Source organism: Sulfitobacter brevis (assembly GCF_900112755.1).
Lineage (GTDB): Bacteria > Pseudomonadota > Alphaproteobacteria > Rhodobacterales > Rhodobacteraceae > Sulfitobacter > Sulfitobacter brevis.
The window spans coordinates 99,465-117,731 of sequence record NZ_FOMW01000008.1 but is presented as its reverse complement, the minus strand read 5'-3'; the positions used below and the strand labels follow the sequence as shown (position 1 = coordinate 117,731).

The 18,267-nt window shown below is 60.1% G+C and carries 21 protein-coding genes; 13 read left to right on the top strand and 8 right to left on the bottom strand.

All coding sequences use genetic code 11. The features are described from left to right. Positions 1-2: 2 nt before the first annotated feature. Positions 3-929: a tyrosine recombinase XerC gene (locus tag BM174_RS12315; protein WP_093924257.1), complete on the top strand. Its 927-nt coding sequence runs from the start codon at positions 3-5 to the stop codon at positions 927-929. 105 nt (positions 930-1,034) lie between these two features. Continuing rightward, positions 1,035-1,460 carry a PACE efflux transporter gene (locus tag BM174_RS12310; protein WP_093924161.1) on the top strand — a complete coding sequence of 142 codons (426 nt, stop codon included), beginning with the start codon at positions 1,035-1,037 and terminating at the stop codon, positions 1,458-1,460. Positions 1,461-1,465: 5 nt separating this feature from the next. On the opposite strand, the gene meaB is transcribed toward BM174_RS12310, so the two are convergent. Further along, a complete protein-coding gene (meaB, locus tag BM174_RS12305) occupies positions 1,466-2,446 on the bottom strand; it encodes a methylmalonyl Co-A mutase-associated GTPase MeaB (protein ID WP_093924160.1) in 981 nt (326 codons plus the stop codon). Between the two features lie 82 nt (positions 2,447-2,528). Here meaB and hrpB point away from each other — a divergent pair, with 82 nt between their 5' ends. Further along, positions 2,529-4,943: an ATP-dependent helicase HrpB gene (gene hrpB / locus BM174_RS12300; protein ID WP_093924159.1), complete on the top strand. Its 2,415-nt coding sequence runs from the start codon at positions 2,529-2,531 to the stop codon at positions 4,941-4,943. An 82-nt stretch (positions 4,944-5,025) separates the two neighbouring features. Here hrpB and BM174_RS12295 read toward each other — a convergent pair whose 3' ends face one another. The 4 genes from BM174_RS12295 to BM174_RS12280 form a co-directional block, all read right to left on the bottom strand. After that, positions 5,026-5,391: a DoxX family protein gene (locus BM174_RS12295; RefSeq protein ID WP_093924158.1), complete on the bottom strand. Its 366-nt coding sequence runs from the start codon at positions 5,389-5,391 to the stop codon at positions 5,026-5,028. A 2-nt stretch (positions 5,392-5,393) separates the two neighbouring features. Next, positions 5,394-5,873: a peptide-methionine (R)-S-oxide reductase MsrB gene (msrB, locus tag BM174_RS12290; RefSeq protein WP_093924157.1), complete on the bottom strand. Its 480-nt coding sequence runs from the start codon at positions 5,871-5,873 to the stop codon at positions 5,394-5,396. Between the two features lie 111 nt (positions 5,874-5,984). Beyond that, entirely contained in the window at positions 5,985-6,674 is a 690-nt protein-coding gene (locus BM174_RS12285; RefSeq protein WP_093924156.1) for an anti-sigma factor, read from the bottom strand. Then, the gene (locus tag BM174_RS12280) at positions 6,671-7,213 is read right to left on the bottom strand and encodes a sigma-70 family RNA polymerase sigma factor (protein ID WP_093924155.1); all 543 of its coding nucleotides are present in this window, start codon (positions 7,211-7,213) and stop codon (positions 6,671-6,673) included. Before BM174_RS12280 ends, BM174_RS12285 begins: the two co-directional genes overlap by 4 nt. 71 nt (positions 7,214-7,284) lie before the next feature. On the opposite strand from BM174_RS12280, the gene BM174_RS12275 reads away from it, so the two are divergent. The 6 genes from BM174_RS12275 (at position 7,285) to BM174_RS12250 (ending at position 11,784) form a co-directional block, all read left to right on the top strand. Beyond that, positions 7,285-7,479, top strand: a complete 195-nt coding sequence (locus tag BM174_RS12275; protein ID WP_093924154.1) for a hypothetical protein — start codon at positions 7,285-7,287, stop codon at positions 7,477-7,479. Positions 7,480-7,559: 80 nt separating this feature from the next. Further along, the gene (locus tag BM174_RS12270) at positions 7,560-8,177 is read left to right on the top strand and encodes a 2-hydroxychromene-2-carboxylate isomerase (RefSeq protein WP_093924153.1); all 618 of its coding nucleotides are present in this window, start codon (positions 7,560-7,562) and stop codon (positions 8,175-8,177) included. Positions 8,178-8,252: 75 nt separating this feature from the next. Then, positions 8,253-9,455 (top strand): NAD(P)/FAD-dependent oxidoreductase, encoded by a 1,203-nt coding sequence (locus BM174_RS12265; protein WP_093924152.1) that lies wholly within the window; start codon positions 8,253-8,255, stop codon positions 9,453-9,455. Then, entirely contained in the window at positions 9,452-10,225 is a 774-nt protein-coding gene (locus tag BM174_RS12260; protein ID WP_093924151.1) for an HpcH/HpaI aldolase family protein, read from the top strand. The genes BM174_RS12265 and BM174_RS12260 overlap by 4 nt, the downstream gene beginning before the upstream one ends. A gap of 27 nt (positions 10,226-10,252) precedes the next feature. After that, a complete protein-coding gene (locus BM174_RS12255; RefSeq protein WP_093924150.1) occupies positions 10,253-11,095 on the top strand; it encodes an NAD-dependent epimerase/dehydratase family protein in 843 nt (280 codons plus the stop codon). A gap of 173 nt (positions 11,096-11,268) precedes the next feature. Next, positions 11,269-11,784, top strand: coding sequence for a MarR family winged helix-turn-helix transcriptional regulator (locus BM174_RS12250; protein WP_093924149.1), 516 nt, complete (start codon positions 11,269-11,271; stop codon positions 11,782-11,784). Between the two features lie 122 nt (positions 11,785-11,906). Here BM174_RS12250 and BM174_RS12245 read toward each other — a convergent pair whose 3' ends face one another. The 3 genes from BM174_RS12245 to BM174_RS12235 all read right to left on the bottom strand — a co-directional run bounded on the left by BM174_RS12245 (position 11,907) and on the right by BM174_RS12235 (position 15,963). Further along, entirely contained in the window at positions 11,907-12,761 is an 855-nt protein-coding gene (locus BM174_RS12245; RefSeq protein ID WP_093924148.1) for a DUF481 domain-containing protein, read from the bottom strand. 396 nt (positions 12,762-13,157) lie between these two features. Then, a complete protein-coding gene (locus BM174_RS12240; protein WP_093924147.1) occupies positions 13,158-14,942 on the bottom strand; it encodes a TRAP transporter permease in 1,785 nt (594 codons plus the stop codon). Between the two features lie 61 nt (positions 14,943-15,003). Next, positions 15,004-15,963 (bottom strand): TAXI family TRAP transporter solute-binding subunit, encoded by a 960-nt coding sequence (locus BM174_RS12235; RefSeq protein WP_093924146.1) that lies wholly within the window; start codon positions 15,961-15,963, stop codon positions 15,004-15,006. A gap of 596 nt (positions 15,964-16,559) precedes the next feature. Here BM174_RS12235 and BM174_RS20815 point away from each other — a divergent pair. The 4 genes from BM174_RS20815 to BM174_RS12215 all read left to right on the top strand — a co-directional run bounded on the left by BM174_RS20815 (position 16,560) and on the right by BM174_RS12215 (position 18,261). After that, positions 16,560-16,748, top strand: coding sequence for a hypothetical protein (locus tag BM174_RS20815; protein ID WP_143092454.1), 189 nt, complete (start codon positions 16,560-16,562; stop codon positions 16,746-16,748). 82 nt (positions 16,749-16,830) lie between these two features. Further along, positions 16,831-17,259: a hypothetical protein gene (locus BM174_RS12225; RefSeq protein WP_218152927.1), complete on the top strand. Its 429-nt coding sequence runs from the start codon at positions 16,831-16,833 to the stop codon at positions 17,257-17,259. A 13-nt stretch (positions 17,260-17,272) separates the two neighbouring features. Further along, positions 17,273-17,818 (top strand): hypothetical protein, encoded by a 546-nt coding sequence (locus BM174_RS12220; protein ID WP_143092453.1) that lies wholly within the window; start codon positions 17,273-17,275, stop codon positions 17,816-17,818. 29 nt (positions 17,819-17,847) lie between these two features. Then, the gene (locus BM174_RS12215) at positions 17,848-18,261 is read left to right on the top strand and encodes a hypothetical protein (RefSeq protein ID WP_143092452.1); all 414 of its coding nucleotides are present in this window, start codon (positions 17,848-17,850) and stop codon (positions 18,259-18,261) included. The last annotated feature ends 6 nt before the right edge of the window (positions 18,262-18,267 follow it).

Sequence of the window (18,267 nt, the reverse complement as noted above, 5' to 3'; positions counted from 1 at the left end):
CTCTGGGGCTGCTCAGTCCCGCTGCGCGTGACGCGCTACAAACATGGTTGCAACACCAGCGCGCCCTCAAAGGGGCCGCCGAAAATACGCTTACCGCCTATCACGGTGATGTGGTCGAGTTCCTGGCCTTCATGACCCGCCACAAGGGCGACACCCAGGGGTTGGGGGCTTTGGCAAAGATCACGATCTCGGAGATGCGCGCGTGGATGGCTTTCACGCGGGGCAGCGATGTCGGCCCACGGTCGATGGCGCGCAAACTCTCCTCGGTCAAAGCCTTCTACCGCTGGCTGGCCGAACGCGAAGGGTTCGAGCCGACGGCTGTGCTCTCGACCCGCTCACCGAAGTTCCAGAAAAAGCTGCCACGCCCATTGGCAATTGATGCGGCAACCGCGCTGATTGATTGCGTCGAGGACCAATCGTTGCGCCCTTGGGTGGCGGCGCGCGATGTCGCGGTGCTGACCCTGCTTTGGGGCTGTGGACTACGGATTTCCGAAGCCTTGGGTCTGAAAGGTGCCGATGCGCCCCTGCCCGAAGCACTGCGGATTGTCGGCAAGGGCGATAAAGAGCGTGTCGTGCCGGTTCTGCCCGCGGCCCGCGATGCCGTTGACGCCTATCTGGCGGCCTGCCCGCACCCGCTTGAGAAAAACGCCGCGCTGTTTCGCGGCATTCGCGGCGGCGCGCTCGGCCCGCGTGCCATTGCCCAAGTGATGGCTGATGCGCGGATGCAACTGGGCTTGCCCGCCACGGCCACGCCACATGCCATGCGCCACAGCTTTGCCACCCATCTGCTGGATGCAGGTGGCGATCTGCGGGCGATCCAAGAGCTTTTGGGCCACGCCTCGCTGTCAACGACCCAAGCCTACACGGCAGTTGATACTGCCCGTCTGATGGAGGTTTATAACCGCAGCCATCCCAAAGCTGCCGGTTGAGGCTTGCAGGGCTGGCGGCAATTATCCTATTAAACAACGGCGAGGACGACCTCCCCCAAACGGGAACAAAGTCGGGACGACCCGATCCATAGCGGGACCGCCCAAATGCGCACGACTTCCGACCGTATCCGCCACGCTGTGAGCTTTGAGGTGATCGCCTTGCTGATCGTCACCCCGCTCGGCGCTTGGCTGTTTAACCATCCATTAGCCGATATCGGCGTGGTAACCGTGATCAGCGCCACCATCGCGACGGGATGGAACTACCTCTATAATCTGGGGTTTGACCACGCGATGAAACGGCTGCGCGGCACGGTGCAAAAAACGGTCTTAATACGCATTCTTCATGCGGTCCTCTTTGAGATCGGCCTGCTGTTTGTGCTGATCCCCTTCATCGCATGGCATTTGCAGATCCCTCTCTACGAGGCATTTATAATCGACATCGCCTTCGCGGGATTTTACCTCGTCTACGCCTTCGTCTTCAACTGGCTGTACGATGTGATCTTTCCGGTCCCGCAGGACCAGCCGGCCTGATCACATCAGTCCGGATCGCGGCGCAGCGCAGACATGAACCGCGCGGCGCCATCGGCGGGGTCAAGCGCCCCGGTCGCGACCTGTTCGCCCAGTTCCGCCATCGATGCGCGGGCCGCAGGGGTCTCTAGCTGCGCGAGCAAGGTCTGTCGGATGTCCTGCTCGAACCAATAACGTGCTTGCGAAGCGCGGGTCCGGTCCCAATAACCATTGTCGCGCCGCCAGTTCACCAAGGTCTGCAAGGTCTCCCAAGTCTCCGGCAATCCGATGTCTTGCAGAGCTGATACGGTCATCGCGCGGGGGTAGCCTTGAGGGTCCTGCGGGCGTTTGCGCAACAAACGCAGCGCACCGGAATAATCAGCACAGGTCCGCATGGCGGTCGCGGCAAGATCGCCATCAGCCTTGTTGACCACAATCAGATCGGCCATTTCCATGATGCCGCGCTTGACGCCTTGCAACTCGTCGCCGCCCGCAGGGGCCAGCAGCAGCAAGAACACATCCGACATTTCGGCCACCACGGTTTCGGACTGGCCAACGCCGACAGTCTCGATCAGCACCACGTCATATCCGGCGGCCTCACACAGGCGCACGGCCTCACGGGTGCGGCGCGCCACACCGCCCAGATGGGTCTGACTTGGCGAGGGCCGCACAAAGGCATTGGGGTCACGGCTCAGCCGGTCCATGCGGGTTTTATCGCCCAAAATCGACCCGCCCGAGCGCGACGATGAGGGATCGACCGCCAATACCGCCACCCGCTTGCCCATCGCGGTCAGCATCATACCAAAACTTTCGATGAAGGTGGATTTTCCCACCCCCGGCGTGCCCGATAGCCCGATCCGCAAGGCTTGGCGGTCCTGCGGCAGGGCAGCCAGCAGGCGCATCGCCTCGGCACGGTGATCCGCACGGCCGGATTCCACCAAAGTAATTGCGCGGGCCAGCGCCCGACGCTCGGAGGCGATAACGCCTGTGGCAAGTTCTTCGATATCCATGGCGGCATCTTTTGCGAGGTGCGGCGCGAATGTCCATCCCCTGCCCCTTGGCCTACGCCACCGATTGCCCGATAAAGCCCGTATGATCCTGACCCTTCCCATCGACTCCGTCCTGCCCGAAGTAATCGCCGCTTTGCGGGCCACAGGACGTGCCGTGCTGCAAGCGCCGCCCGGTGCGGGCAAGACGACCCGCGTGCCGCTCGCCATTCTGGAGGCGGGGCTGACAAAGGGCCGCATCGTGATGTTGGAACCGCGCCGCCTTGCCGCGCGGGCCGCAGCCGAACGTATGGCCGCCACCTTGGGGGAGGAAGTTGGCCAGACTGTCGGCTACCGCGTGCGGGGGGCGTCGGCTGTGTCCAAGTCGACGCGGATCGAGGTGGTGACCGAAGGCATCCTGACCCGCATGTTGCAAAGCGCGCCGGAATTGCCCGACATCGGCGTTGTGATCTTTGACGAATTCCATGAACGTTCGCTCAATGCCGATCTCGGGCTGGCGCTCTGCCTTGAGGTGGCGGGAGCCCTGCGCGATGATCTGATGCTGGTAGCGATGTCGGCGACCTTGGATGCCGCTCCCGTGGCCGCTCTGATGGAGGCACCGGTCATAACCTCGGAAGGGCGCAGCTTCGAGGTCACGCCCCGTTGGCTGGATCGCCCTCTCGGGCGTGAACGGTTCGAAGAGGCGGTCGCAAATCTGGTCTTGAAAGCGATTAGCGAAGAGCAAGGATCGGCGCTGGTGTTCTTGCCCGGTGAGGGCGAGATCAGGCGGGTTGAAACTTTGCTCCGCCGTCAAGTACCGCCCGATTGCCATGTCGCGCCGCTGTTCGGTGCGATGGATTTCAAAGCGCAACGGGCAGCGATACTGCCCGCAGCGACGGGGCGCAAGATTGTGCTGGCCACCTCGATTGCCGAAACTTCGCTCACCATCGAAGGCATCACGATTGTCGTGGATGGCGGGCGGGCGCGGCGGGCGCAGTTTGATCCGACGTCGAGCATGTCGCGTCTGGTCACCGAAAAAGTCACCCGCGCCGAGGCAACCCAGCGGGCGGGCCGCGCCGGGCGACTGACCGCAGGCGTGGCCTACAAGCTTTGGACCCGCGGCGAGGAAGGCGCGCTGATGGCCTTCCCCCCCGCCGAGATCGAGGTCGCCGATCTGACCGGTTTCGCGCTGGAGCTGGCGCTGTGGGGCGCACGCGCCGACGAGCTTTGCTTTGTCACCCCCCCGCATGAAGGGCGCCTTGCGGAGGCGCGGGCGGTATTGCAGATGCTCTCGGCCTTGGACGAGACAGGCCGGATCACCGCGCATGGTCGCACCTTGGCGCGTTTGCCGCTGCACCCGCGTCTGGCACATATGGTGGCGCTTGGCGGGCCGTCGGCGCCGATGCTGGCCGCGATATTGGCCGAGCGCGACCCGCTGCGCGGTGCGCCCGTTGATCTGGCACTGCGCCGCGATGCGGTATTGGGCAATCGCGCGTCCGGCGAGGCCAACGCCGCAACCATCGCGCGTATTCGTCAGGAAACCAAACGGCTGGCACGGGGGCAGGCAGGCACCGGACCGGACGGATTGGGCATTCTCGCCGCACTCGCCTACCCCGACCGCGTCGGCCTGCGCCGCAAGGGAGACGAACCCCGCTATGTATTGTCGGGCGGCAAGGGGGCTGTGATGGCAGGGCATGATCCGATGGCAGGTGCGCGGCTCTTGGTGGCGACCGATCTGGACGGCGACCCGCGCGAGGCCCGCATCCGGCAGGCGGCAACCCTGACCGAGGCGGAATTGCGCGAGACCTTTGCCGATCAGATCGGCTGGCACGAAGTCTGCGAATGGTCGCGGCGCGATGGTCGCGTGCTGACTCGCAAGCAGGAACGTTTTGGCGCCTTGGTCCTCGCTGACCGGATTTGGTCTGTTGCGCCTGACGATCAAGTAGCCTTAGCGATGCTGGAGGGTGTGCGGCAATTGGGTCTGAATCCACGCGCCGCAGCGACGCGTTTTTTGGCCCGCGCCCGTCTGATGCCCGCGCCCTTCCCGGATTTCAGCATCGAGCATCTTGAAGAGACACTGGAGGATTGGTTGTTGCCGCATCTGCGCGGGGTCCGCAGCACCGCAGATTGGAAGAACTTCGATATGCTTGTGGCCCTGACGGCGCGGCTGACCTGGGATGAAACTCAAGCGATGGAGCGCATCGCCCCCGCGCATTTCGAGACCCCCTTGGGGCGGCGCGTGCCGATCGATTATAGCACCGCACAGCCCTCAATCGAGATACGGTTGCAAGAGGTGTTTGGGGTCACGCAGCACCCGACCGTGGCGGGCCGCCCGTTGCAGTTGAGCTTGTTGTCGCCCGCACGACGACCGGTGCAGGTGACCACCGACTTGCCAGGGTTCTGGAAATCGTCTTATGCCGATGTCCGCAAAGAGATGCGCGGTCGGTATCCACGCCACCCGTGGCCCGAGGACCCGACTGTTGCTGATCCAACGGTGCGGGCAAAACCACGCGGGACTTGAGCGGGAAAGTTGTGCTCGGAGGCCCCCCGTTCCACCCCGAAGATATTTAGGCGCGAAAGAAAATGAAAATCGCGTTGCGTCGTTAGCCGCGCGGATTTTGTGCCTCATGGCCTGCCAGCACGAGCAACCCGCCAGCAATTGCCCAATTCTTGATGAAAATCGACATTTGCCATGGGTCATCCGGGAGATAGTGAAACAGGCTGGTCACCATGCAATAGAAAGCGAGCGCCAGCGCCATAGGGGCCAGCCAGACCCCAAAGACAAGCGCGAGCGCCCCCGCGACATTGAAGGCCGTTGCAGGCCAGACTAACCAGACCGGCCAGCCTTGGGACGCGAGCAATGACTGCGCGCCCTCGGGGGCGACGCCTTTTTGTACCGCCCCCGCTGCAAAGAGTACGGCGAGCAAAAGGCGCCCCGCAAGGATGCCGTATTGCGTGAGACGCTCCATCTTCAGTCTGCTATGAATGCGAGCGAGACGCCATTGATGCAGTGGCGTTTGCCGGTGGGGGCCGGGCCATCGTCGAAGACATGGCCAAGATGGCTGCCGCAACGGTCGCAATGCACCTCGGTGCGGCGGGCAAAAAGGCTGTTGTCGGGCATCGTCTCGACCGCGTCTGGCAGCGGGGCGGTAAAGCTCGGCCAGCCGGTGCCACTGTCGAATTTTGCCGCAGAACTGTAAAGCGGTTGGTCGCAGCCGCGGCAGGCAAAAGTGCCGGCGCGTTTTTCGCCGTCGAGCGGACTGGAGTAGGCGCGTTCCGTCTTTCCCTGGCGCATCACGGCAAATTCGCTGTCATTCAACATCGCGCGCCATTCTGCGTCGCTTCGGGTGATCTCGAAGCTGCCTGCGACATAGGGCGCGGCGTGAACGGCCTTGGACGTCAGGCCAAGGGCGATGCTGGAGAGGAGGAAACTGCGTCGGTCAAAAGCCATGAGGTGATCCTTTCAGTCGCGGGCAGCCAATATGGCATGGGGCCGAGGTCCCCGCCTGCGTTTGTAAAGACACGGACGCGGGAGCCTAAAAGTTTCAAACGTCGGTCGCGCTTAAAGTTCTTCGACCGCACCGACAGCGAGGATCGCACCTGTCGGCACGCCCTGTGGGGCACCTTGGGGCGGCTCGTCCGAGATCGCGAGTGTCAGTTGTGAAATCTGGGCTATAAATTGGGCCGGCAAGGTCACACGGGTCACATCGCCCTCAGGCAAGACACCCAAAGAAACAGGTGCCTGTTCAGGCAGGAGCGCCCAAAGCTCGAGAACACGGCCCTCAGGGGCGCCGCCCGCAATCCGGCGCAGGGCCAGATCGCCGCGCGCAGGGTCCAGCACGGCAAGCACTTCGAGGCCGCTGGCCTCCCCCTTAAGCTGGGTGGCATAGATTTCTGACGGCACCTCGACTGTGGGTCGCACCAGCGGAAAGGCGAAATAGGCGGCGGCGACGAGCGAAGCCAGCGTTAGCCCTTTCCAGACCCAGAGGCGGTCCAACAAGGGGATCGGCGGGGTCGAGAAGAGTGTCTTAACGACAGCTTTCTTCACCCGTCGCGGCGGGGTGACGGGGGCGATATCGTCAGTCATCGCAACAAAACGCTCCTGCCATGCAGCGATATGCGCGGCAAAGGTGTTATCGGTGCGGGCACGCTGCTGGGCGGCAGCAAGGTCCGCGCCCTCGGCGAGGCCAAGCGCAAACTCAGCCGCCTGAAAATCATCGTCAAAGTCGGGGGTATCTGGTGAAAGGGTCACAGGCTCATGCACTCTCGCAGGGATAGCAACCCGCGCCGCAACCATGTCCGCATCGTGTTAATAGGCACCTGAAACCGCTCGGCCAGATCCGCATAGGTATCGCCGTCCAGATAAGCGCCGCGCACGGCGGCACCGCGATTTTCAGCCAGCGCATCGAGACAGCCCGAAAGTCGCGCGGCTTCAGAGGCAGCGACTACCGACTGCTCGGGCGACGGGCCGGGGGCGATCAGCTCAAAACCGGGGGTGTCGATATCTTGGTGGCCCTTGCGGCGGGTGCGCAAACGGTCGATCGAGGTATTGCGCGCGATGGTGATCAGCCACGTCATCGGCGACAGACCATTGGCCTGATACCTGTCGGCGTGGTTCCAGATCTTGACAAAACTGTCCTGCATGGCGTCCTCGGCTTCTGCGCGTTTGGACAAGACACGCAGGCAGACGCCGAAAAGTTTCGCGCTGACCCTGTCATAGAGTGCGTCGAATGCTTTTCGATCCTTTAGCGCCACGCGGGCGATCAGGTTTTCGATTTCGTCGCGGTCCATAACGGATTGTTTCTCTTCCCTATGAGACAAATCTCGGCGCGGGCAGAGTTCCGACCGCAACGTTTGCTAACATGACGCAATTGCCGCTCAAGTCAAACGGGGCTTTGCGTGTGTTTGCCGAATTTGGCAAGGGCGTCCTGACGGCGGTGCAGCACGTCGTGGCAATCATCGGCATCACCTCGTCACGGACCATCGCCACAACGCGGTCCAGCAACGCGCGGTTTGGAAGGCGCATTTCGAAATTCAAAGAGAGATCCTCGGTTTAATGTAACGTAGGGCTTTCGCAGCACCGCCAGACTTGCTTAGATTGCGCGGGCTGTCCTTGGCCGAAGAGAGGGAGGTTGCAATGCAAACCTATGATGACCGCGTGATCGAGTACTTCTATTCGGCCCATTCCGCCTATGCCTATCTCGGCGCGGCAGAGCTTGCGCGAATTGCGCAGGCCAGCGGCTGGCGCATCCAGCACCGCCCGTTTGATTTCGCGCCCGTGATGAAAGCGGCGGGGGGGTCCGCGATCGGGGCGCGCAGTAAAGCACATATTCGCTATTTCTTTGGCCGCGAAATGGTCCGCTGGGCCGAATGGCGCGATGTGCCGATGATCCGCCACCGCCCCGCCTACCATGACAACCCGCTTGATCTGGCCAATGGTCTGATCATCGCAGCGGGCGAGGACGCCGACGCGCTGAGTCATGCGATATTGCAGGCGCACTGGCGCGATGATGCCAATATCGCCGACCCTGCTGCTCTGAGCGAGTTGGCAGTCGACCTCGGGCTCGACGCCCCTGCCCTCCTGAGCGCCGCCAAAAGCACAGCCATCCAAGACCAGCACCGCGCCAACACCCAAGAGGCGATAGATCGCGGAGTTTTCGGCTCGCCGACCTATTTCGTTGGCGGTGACATGTTTTATGGCCAAGACCGTCTGCATATGGTCGAGCGGGCCATCCAAAAGCCATTTGCGCCCTAGCGGTTCACAGAGATTGCGGGGGCGCGGCCTGTCGGCTACCACACGTCTGAGTGGTTTGCACAAAGGATGACGCAAATGGCCGTGCCGCACCAAAATTCCTATGACGTGGTGATCGTCGGGGGCGCAATCTATGGCTCCTCTCTGGCGTGGTGGCTGACCACGATGCCGAATTTTAACGGCAAAATATTGGTGGTGGAACGCGACCCGAGCTATACTTTCGCCTCCACCAGCCACACCAATTCCTGCATCCGCCAGCAGTTCACCAATGAGGTGAACATCCGCATCTCGCAGTTTGGTGCTGAGTTTATCCGCAACTTCCGCAGCTTTATGGGCGACGATCCCGAGGTCCCCGAACTGGCGCTACAAAGCTTTGGCTATATGTATCTGGCTGATACCCCCGAATTTGCCGCCAGCCTGAAAGAAGCCCAGCAAATCCAGATGAGCCTTGGCGCACAAACCCGCCACATGAGCGCCGCCGAGATCGCTGACGACTATCCGTTCTACAACCTCGACGACATTATCGCGGGCAACCACAACAAGGTGAACGAGGGCTATTTCGACGGTGGCACCATGTTTGACTGGTTCAAGCGCATGGCGCGGCGGCGCGGCGTGGAATACATCCACGACGAGGTCACGGCGATGACCCTCAATGCGGCGGGCACCAATGTTGACAGCATCACGCTGAAATCCGGTGCACAGATCACTTGCGGCACCGTGGTCAATGCCTCCGGCCCTCGCGCGCTGGCAACGGCGCAGATGGCAGGGATCGAAATGCCGGTGCGACCGCGCAAACGCTACACATTCATCTTTGACGCGGCCAAGCCGCTTGACCGTGATCTGCCGCTGACCATCGATCCCTCCGGCGTGCATTTTCGCACCGACGGGCGCTATTATATGGCGGGATGCCCACCGGATGAGGATCTGGACGTGGCTTATGACGACTTCGCCGTTGATCATTCGATTTGGGAGAATAAGGTTTGGCCTGCGATCGCCACCCGTGTGCCCGCCTTCGAACAGGTTAAGGTGATCAATGAATGGGTCGGGCATTATGCCTATAACACTATCGATCAAAACGCGATTTTGGGTACGCACGACAAGGTGGCGAACTTTGTCTTTCTAAACGGATTTTCAGGGCACGGCTTGCAGCAATCCCCCGCTATCGGGCGCGGCACTGCCGAGCTGATCGCTTACGGAGAATACCGCACGCTTGATCTGTCCCAGTTCGGATTTGCCCGTGTCGCCTCGGGTCAGAAATTTCTTGAAAAGGCCGTGATATGAAACTTGCCCCCAACCGATTTCTTGCATCGATCCGCGCAGGCCAGCAGCAGGTGGGCCTATGGGCCTCACTCTGCCACGGTTACGCTGCCGAAGTGATTGCTCCCGCTGGCTATGACTGGGCGCTCTTGGATATGGAGCACAGCCCGAACGAGCTTGGATCGCTTCTGGGCCAGCTTCAGGCTTTCGCGGCCAGCGAGACCACAGCCATTGTGCGGCCCGACTGGAACGATCCGGTCAAGGTAAAACGCCTGATGGATCTGGGCGTACCGGGGCTGTTGTTCCCGATGGTCGAAACCATTGCCGAGGCCGAAGCTGCCGTTGCAGCGTGCCGCTATCCGCCGCGCGGGGTGCGCGGTGTTGCGGGCGCGATGCGGGGCAACAAATTTGGCCGCATCACCGATTACTACACCGAGGTCGAGAACCAGACCGCGATCCTGATCCAGCTTGAATCGCAACAAGCCGTAGAAAACGCCGACAGCTTTGCCCAGGTCGACGGGGTCGATGGTATATTCTTTGGCCCTGCCGACATCGGTGCCGATATGGGCATCGTTGGCCAGCCGATGCATCCCGACATCTGGGCGTTAATCCGCCCCGCCGCCCGGCGCTTGATGGAGCGCGGCATGCCTGTCGGTACGCTGGTCTCTGACCCCGATTTTGCCGCAACTTTGCTGAACGACGGTTTCAGCTTTGTCGCCTGCGGGTCTGATACAGGGCTGCTGGCACGCGGCGCGGATGCCTTGCTGGCCAATGTGCGCGGCAAGCTCGTTTAACTCTAAAAGAAATCCGAAGGGGATGACATGAAACTGAAGAAACTTGTGCTGACTGGCGCTGCGGGCCGTCTGGGCTCCTATCTACGGGAACCGCTGGCCGCGATGTGCGACGAACTCGTCAGCACCGATCTCGTCGATGACATTGGCACGCTCTATGCCGGTGAGCGGTATGCAAAGGCCGATCTCGCCTCCTATGACCAGATTTTCCCGCTGCTGGAAGGCGCGGATATGGTGATCCACTTCGGGGCAATTGTGGATGAAAAACCGTTCGAAGAACTGCTCGGCCCGAACTTCATTGGCTCCTACAACATCTGGGAAGCTGCCCATCAGCATGGGGTGCGGCGGGTGGTCTATGCTTCCTCGATCCACGCGGTCGGGATGCACAAAAAGGCAGACTTCATCGGCATCGACGCGCCGCACAAGCCCGATACCTTCTATGGCCTTGCCAAATGCTTCACCGAAGATCTTGGCAGCATGTACTGGGACAAACGCCAGCTTGAATCGGTGCATCTGCGCATTCTCTCGGCGGCACAGGTCAACAACTCCCGCGCCTTGGGGTCGTGGTTGAGCTATGACGACCTTATCCAGCTTGTGACCCGCGCCATCGACACCCCTTCGGTCGGCTTTGCGGTGATCTACGGCGTGTCCAACAACGACCGCTGTCCGGTGGACAACGCCAAGGCCTCGTTCCTCGGCTACCGCCCCAAGGACAATGCTGAGGAGTTTGCGGAAAAGGTACTGGCCGAGGAAGGCCCCGTCGATATTACCGATCCGGGCCAGATGTGCCACGGCGGGCCCTTTGCCAAGGTTGATCTTGGCCAAAGCGGGTTGGCGCAAATGAACGTCGTCGACGACAAGAAAACGACCTGAAACTCAACGCGTTGGCCCCGATTCTACCGAGGATCCGGGCCGATGCTGCGCTTTCCGTAAAGCTCACGTTACGTAAACTTTGGCCATAGGTTAACGAAGGTCTTTATAAATTCTGGATTTTGGTGATATTAGTCGAAGACTTGTTTCGATCTTTCGTCAAAGGACCAGCCTGCATGACTGTTCACCAACCAAGCGACCCTAATCGAAAAGAACCTTGGTTCGAGGTTGATGGTGAGACCAAAACGCGGGCGCTGAATCTACGGCACTTTGCCACCTATTACTTTACGGTTATCACCAATCTGCTCTCTAACGGAGCCTCGCGGCGTTATATCCGGGAATTCGGGGTGGGCGTGGTCGAGTGGCGGGTGCTCGCGGTGCTGACGCTTGAGCCGGACATTCCGGCACGCCGCGTGCGCGAAGTAATCGGGCTCGATAAATCTTCGGTCAGCCGCGCTGTCGGACTGCTTCGCGATCAAAACTACCTTAACGAAGTTGTTGATCCCAAGGACGAACGTCGCAAGCTGTTAAAGCTGACCCCAAGTGGCAAAAAGCTGCATGACAAGATGATCCACATTGCGCTGGAACGTGAAGCACATCTGCTGCGTGGATTTTCCGAGGACGAGCGTGAATTGTTGCTCAGCATGTTGGCCCGCGTACAGCGCAATACCGAAACCCTGAACGACAACTAGGCAGAGCCTGGGCCGCCTGCCCAAAACGGAAAAATGGAGAACAGGTTGCCCTGCTCTCCACATTTTCCCGCGCCCGAGAGGTACGAGGGTAAAACCCCTCGGGACGAGGTACTTTTCCGAGATTAGAAGCCCAGAACCAGCGAGACGCCGAGGCTGTTGTCGGTGGATTTCAGGCCCGGTGTCGGGTCTGTGTTGTAGTCGGTGCGGTAGCTGACGCGGGTCGACAGGTTGTTCGACACTTTGTAGTTAATGCCGGCATCGTTCGACAGGATGGTGTTCACGTCGGAACCGAGGATGTCTGTATCCATGGTGAAGGAGACAGTTTCGTTGAACGCATAGAAGTAGCGTGACGATGCGATGAAGCCGACTTCGGTTTCGTCGTTGCCGTTTACATCTTCAAAGTAGCGCACACCGGGGCCACCCTGAACACGCCATGTGTGGTTGTCCGAGTTGATCACGCGGTAACCTGGACCAAAGCCCAAGAAAGCATCGGTTTCGTCGCCAGCAAGCGGGTTGCCGTTGGTGTCGGTCAGGTAACCGTCATACTGCACGCGGGCCAGGCCAAAAGCATAGAACTCGGGCGAGAAATAGCGGCTGCCTTCATAGGTACCGAAGACTTTTTCTTCGCTCTTGGTGCCATTGGACTCGCCGTACTCGACAGCGAAGCCCAACAGGTGGTTCCAGTCGCCAGCGCCATAGGTAAGACGGCCCGCGCCAGAAAGCTCACCTGTGTCGGTGTTGCCCGATGTGCCATTCGCGGACAGCGCGAAAGAACCGCGCCAGCCTTGTGCCACACCGTTGGGGCCGAAACGCTGGGCGTCGTTGCTGCGATTAAGCTCGCGGTTTGCGTCGATTGTAATGTCGTCGATCTGGTCATTCAAACCTTGAAGACCGGTAACGCGGTTCTGTGCGGACACAGGGGCCGCAACCATCAGCGCCAACACGGAAACCGAGGCAAATTTCAAAACATTGTTCATGGGTCAAACCTTTCCCAAAAGAAGTGATCCGGACCCGCAGCGGGTCGGAAGCATCTCTGCTGAGACTGATCTAGCTAGTCTGGATGCGAGAGTTAAATTCGCTTTAATCATAGATAAAGCGATAATTACTCATTTGTAAATCGGACCGAGTGACCATGTTTCACGGTGTGCACCCTTCGGCCAAATACGATCTACAAGGAATTGTTTAGTTTCGGCGGCTTACACACATGGATGGGAGCAGCGGTGCCCCAGTGCAATCACTATTTCACTTGGTGCATGTCCAAACACCACCACTTGCCGGCGGGAAATCGTGGCGCCAGGGTCACATCAAGCAGGTTTTCGGGCTTCCGCACAGCCAGCCAAGATGCTCAGACCGCCTCGCCGCTGTTGGAACGCTCAGATAACCAGACCGGAAAACACCACCGCCAGCCCGCCCGCCACCATCACACCAGTCGGAACCACCTTTCGCGCGCTGATGAGACCATAGGAGATTAGCGACAGGCCGACAGCCACGCGCAACATGGCGACGATCGCCTCCAGTGGCGCGGTGGCCAACCGCAACATGTCGGGATTGGCAATCATACCAAGCGGAATAATATAAAGCCCGATACCAAGCGCCATCGCCGTCAATGCCACCTTGATCCAGCTTTCCCCGATCATCCCTGCGGCGATAAAGACCGCACCGCAGACTGGCGGGGTGATGGTGGACAACAGCGCAAACCAGAACACAAACAGATGCGCCTGCAGCGGCTCCAGCCCCAGTTGGGTGAGCGCGGGGCCCGCGACGGAAACACAGATTACATAAGCGGCGGTCGTCGGCACCTCCATCCCCAGAACGAGGCAAGCCAGCGCGGTCAGCAGCAGCGAGGGCCACAACAGCCCGCCCGACCCTTCGAGGATCAGGGAGGTGATCTTGACCCCCAAGCCCGTGATCGACAGTACCCCGATGATGATCGAGGCACATAGGATGATCGCCGCGATCATCGAAACCTGCTTTGCGGCATTCAGCACCGCCGAAGTCAGCCGCTGGTAAATCTGTGCCGGATCGCTCTTCAGATCAGCGTTGAAAAACAGCAACACGACACCCGCAAGGATCGCCAGCGCGGCGGAATACTCGGGCGTAAACTTGACGACGAACATGCTCCACAAAAGCACCGAAAACGGCACGAGGAAAAACAGCGAGGTGATGATGACATCGCGCCGCGCAGGGCGGTCCTTTGCCTCGACGCCCTTCAGGTCATACCGTCGGGCATAGGCGTTGATGCCGACCCAGACGGCGAGAAAATACAAAAATGCGGGCAGGATCGCCGCTGCCATGATCGCGGTGTAGGGCACGCCCGTAAGCTCGACCATCACGAAAGCCCCCGCCCCCATCAACGGCGGCATGATCTGCCCGCCCGAGGAAGCGACGGCCTCGACCGCAGCAGCGAGGCGTTTGGGGTAGCCCAGTTTAGTCATCGCAGGCAGGGTGATCGCGCCCGTTGAGGCAACATTGGCGGAGGCCGAGCCCGAGATCGAGCCAAACAGCGCCGATGAAATCACCGAAACCTTGGCCGCACCGCCCTTGAGGCTGCCCGCGGCGGCCGCAGCGACATTCATGAAACCCTGCCCGGCTTCGCCTGCATTCAGCACCGCACCGAAGATCACAAAGATGGATACCACACCGACCGAAACACCCGTCAACGTGCCCCAAATACCGCCCTCGGCGATGGTCAGCGTGCCAAGAAAGCTGTCTAGGGGGGTGCCGGAGTGGCCGAACTGGCCGGGAATATACTGGCCATAGAGCCCGTAGAGCAGTGCCGATCCGGCGACCAAGGGCAGCGGCCAGCCGATCGCGCGGCGCGCGGTTTCAAGCACCACAACCAAAAGCACGACAGCCACGACACGCTGCAGCGGCCCTTCAAGAAATCCATATTGATCGCCCAGCGCATCACTGTTGAACGCCACCCACAGGGCTGCAGCAACACCGAGCACCGCCAGAACGCTGCCGCTGATCCGTCCAGCGCGGGTTGTGGCGCCCAGGACCAAGGCAAACGGCAGGATAAAGGCCATATGCAACGGACGGCTGATCAGGTTTGGCACCAGCCCCGAAAATATCAGTGCAAGATGGTAGCCGACCAAGCCAAGCGCCAGCGTCAGCCAGAAAGCAACAGACCAGCGGCCTTGGGGTAGCGTGTTCATAATCAATCTCTGTGGTTTTGGGCCACGGGCGGGATCAGCGATCTTGCCCGTGGCCCGAGCCTTATTTCTGCGCGTCGGTCAGGGCGATACCTGCTTCTTCGTAGTAGCGAGCCGCACCGGGGTGCACTTTGCCTTCGATGTTGACCATCAGATCCTGATCAACACCGTTCCACCAAGGCGAGGTGCCGCCGAGCTTTTCCTTGCTCTGCCAAAACGTCTTGGTCAGCTGGTAAGCGGTGTCGTCATCCATCGCGCTGGTCGCATAGGCCACAACCGGAAGCGATGTCGTGGTGATGTCGGCGTCCTGTCCGGCATAGGTACCCGCAGGGATTACCAGTTTGGTGCGCTTGCTTGCGGCAATCTGATCTTCGGTCATAGACAGGATTGTGACAGGCGTTGACGCTGCGGCCTCGATCACATTTGGCGCAGGCCATGAGCCAGCTGTGACGAACCCGTCGATTTGGCCGTTCTTCAGAGCAGCAACCGCATTTGAAAGCTCCGCGTCCGCGATCTTGACCTTGTCAGTCAGGCCAAATAGCTCAAGGTATTTCTCGCCCTCGGTGGCCCCGAACGAGCCTTTGCCCAGCAGCACGGTCTTGCCTTCCAGCCCCACCAGATCGGTGGTGCCACTATCAGCGGACATAACGAAATGCATGGTCAGCGACGGGATCGGGAACAGCGCGCGGATTTCGTCGAACTTGGGGTCACCTTTGCCCTCGAACATCGCGGCGCCCTTTTGCGCCAGACCGACCAAGGCAGGGGGCGTGGTAAAGACGTAATCCGCCCCGCGCGCCTTGGCTTCCATGACGTTCTGGACCGAACCTTGGCTCTCTTCGACCGTGACGATCACCGCGCCGTCAGTGCCAGCCTTCAGAGCTTCGGAAAGCTCGACGCCCATTTGGTAATAGGACGAGCCAGTTTTGGCGGATTTATAGGTGATCCGGGTTTCGGCAGATACGGCCGTGATGCCAAGCGCCGTGGCGGCAATGGCGGTCAGCAGGGATTTTGCTAGGGTTGTCATCTTAACTCCTCCTTCAAGATGCAAGGGTGCTCGGGTTTCTTGGCCTGTTGCCAGCGTTTGTGCAAGTTTTGTTGTATGGCCACCCGTGGTTGGCCGATACGCCACTTTGCGGGACCAGCAGCGTTTCTCAAGCGTATGCGGCGCGCAAGCGCGTTGCGCCTGCGCCGACCGATCCCGCAGGTACGGGCACCCTAAATCCGGACGCTCAGACAAGATTTTCGCACGCTCGGTCATACCCGCATCTCAGGGCCAGCGGTATAGCTGTAGATATTGAAATGCCGCGCAATCGGCATGTGAACAAATATCGCACAATGCGGCGCAGGGGGAGATAACATGTTAAAATCGAACGTTTTCGCGGCACTATTTGGTGCGGCATTGTTCACAACATCAACGCAGGCATCCGCCGGCTATGATGAATACTGTACCTATATTTCACAATCTGGCCGCTGGTCCCCAACGAATGCATCGGCGACTTGCAAACCGTGATTGAGATGGAGCGCGAGGCAGGCGCTCAGCGCTACGCCCCCGCACCCAGCCAGCCCCGTCACAATGTCCGCGGCTTTTCGCATGGCGGCATTCTACGTTCAGGACCCGGCATGCAATATCGCAAACTCGCCAGCCTGCGCGAGGCCGACTGGCTCGAAATCCTTGAGAATACCGGCGTGTGGTTTGACGGTTACCAATGGTTTCGTGTCGATACACCGATGGGCATTGGGTATCACTGGGGCGGCATCTTCTGTGTCGAGCGCGGCCAGCGAGCAGACGGGGTTCTCAACGTCTGCTGACCTTTCGTTCTTGTTGCTTTTTGAAACGGTTACGCGCTCAATCGAAAGCGTAACATCCCCCCTTTGCAAAAGAAGTGCTTTGATGAAAATCCCGCCCCGCATCCATTTCTCCCTGATGCCTTTGTGGCTGTCATTGGGCCTGCTCGCCGCGCCGGTGCTCGCCGACGATCTGGTCGCATATAGCACCACAGCCATGGCAATCACCGGCGATATCGAGATCGACGATTTCGGCATTACCTTTGCCAACGGCACCCATATGGTTTTCGACGATCTGGTCGCGGATCATTTTGTTGTAGACGGGCAGCCGGTCTATTCTTCGGTCTATTCTATGGAAGATCCGCAAGACCCCGTGCTGGAAAACGGCAACCGTCTGTGCGGTTCTGGCCGTGTGACCTATCTGGCCACTTGGGGCGATGCCGATGTTACGACCCTGGCGGTCTTTACCACACAGGATGTACCTGCCAGCAGTGCCGACATGTGCGCCTCCTACAGCTTTACGTCATTGTACTGAGATGGGATTTATCATGCGCACGCCTCTGATAAGCTATGCACAAGCGGTGGTTTGCGCTGCCGGCTTCACCTTGGCGCTTGGCGTCTCCGCTGGGCAGAGCCAAACCGACATGACGGCTCTCAAGGACGCCGAGGCCTTGTACCAACAACTCTGGTCCGAGGCACCGCTGACCTTTGACGTGGCGCTTTTTACCGAAGGCCCTGCCACCGGTTTTGGCGCCTATATCGCGCGGCGCGACGATACCTTTGACGCAGGCGAGACGCTGTTTATTTATGCCCAGCCCAGCAGTTTTGGCTTTGGCAAGTCCGGACGGTTGCACACCATCGATCTGCTCTTTGATATCGCCATTCTGGACAGCACGGACGAGATGATTTTCCAGCAAGACGCGTTTGGCAGCTTTGCTTTCCAAAGCTACGAGCAGAACCGCGAAATCATGTTTAACGCGGATATTACCGCTGATCTGCCACCCGGCGACTATGTCCTGCAACTGCGGGTGCGGGACCAGCATAAAGACGGGCAAGACGTAGTGGACCTGCCTTTCAAGATCGCCGCACCTTGATTGCTCCGCCTTCTGCGGCGACCGCTACGATGGCGCGATCACGGCTTGGATGGCTCCGCTTCACCGGTTCTCTGACATTGGCGTTCTACGCAGTCTTTTTACTTGGCGAATTTCTGGTCGTCGGCGCTTTTGGTCCCGGAATGGACGCGGCAGGCACCTTGTTGATCTATGTCGCCTGTCTGGTCCCTGCCCTGGGTTTGGCCGTGCTGGCCCGCTATGTCACCCATCCGGTATCCGCCTTGAGCAGCGTTTTTTTGATCATCACCTCTCTCGGGGGCGCGACCTTAGTGTTTCTGGCGCTGCATGTCGCCCCGCCGGATGCGCTGAATGCAGTTGTCATTGGGATGATATCGCTTTTCCAACTGGCGGCGCTGGCGGTGCTGGCAATTTCCGCCGCCGCCGTGTCGTGGCGCCGCAGCCGTGCCGTCCCTTCCCCTCCTTGATCGGAT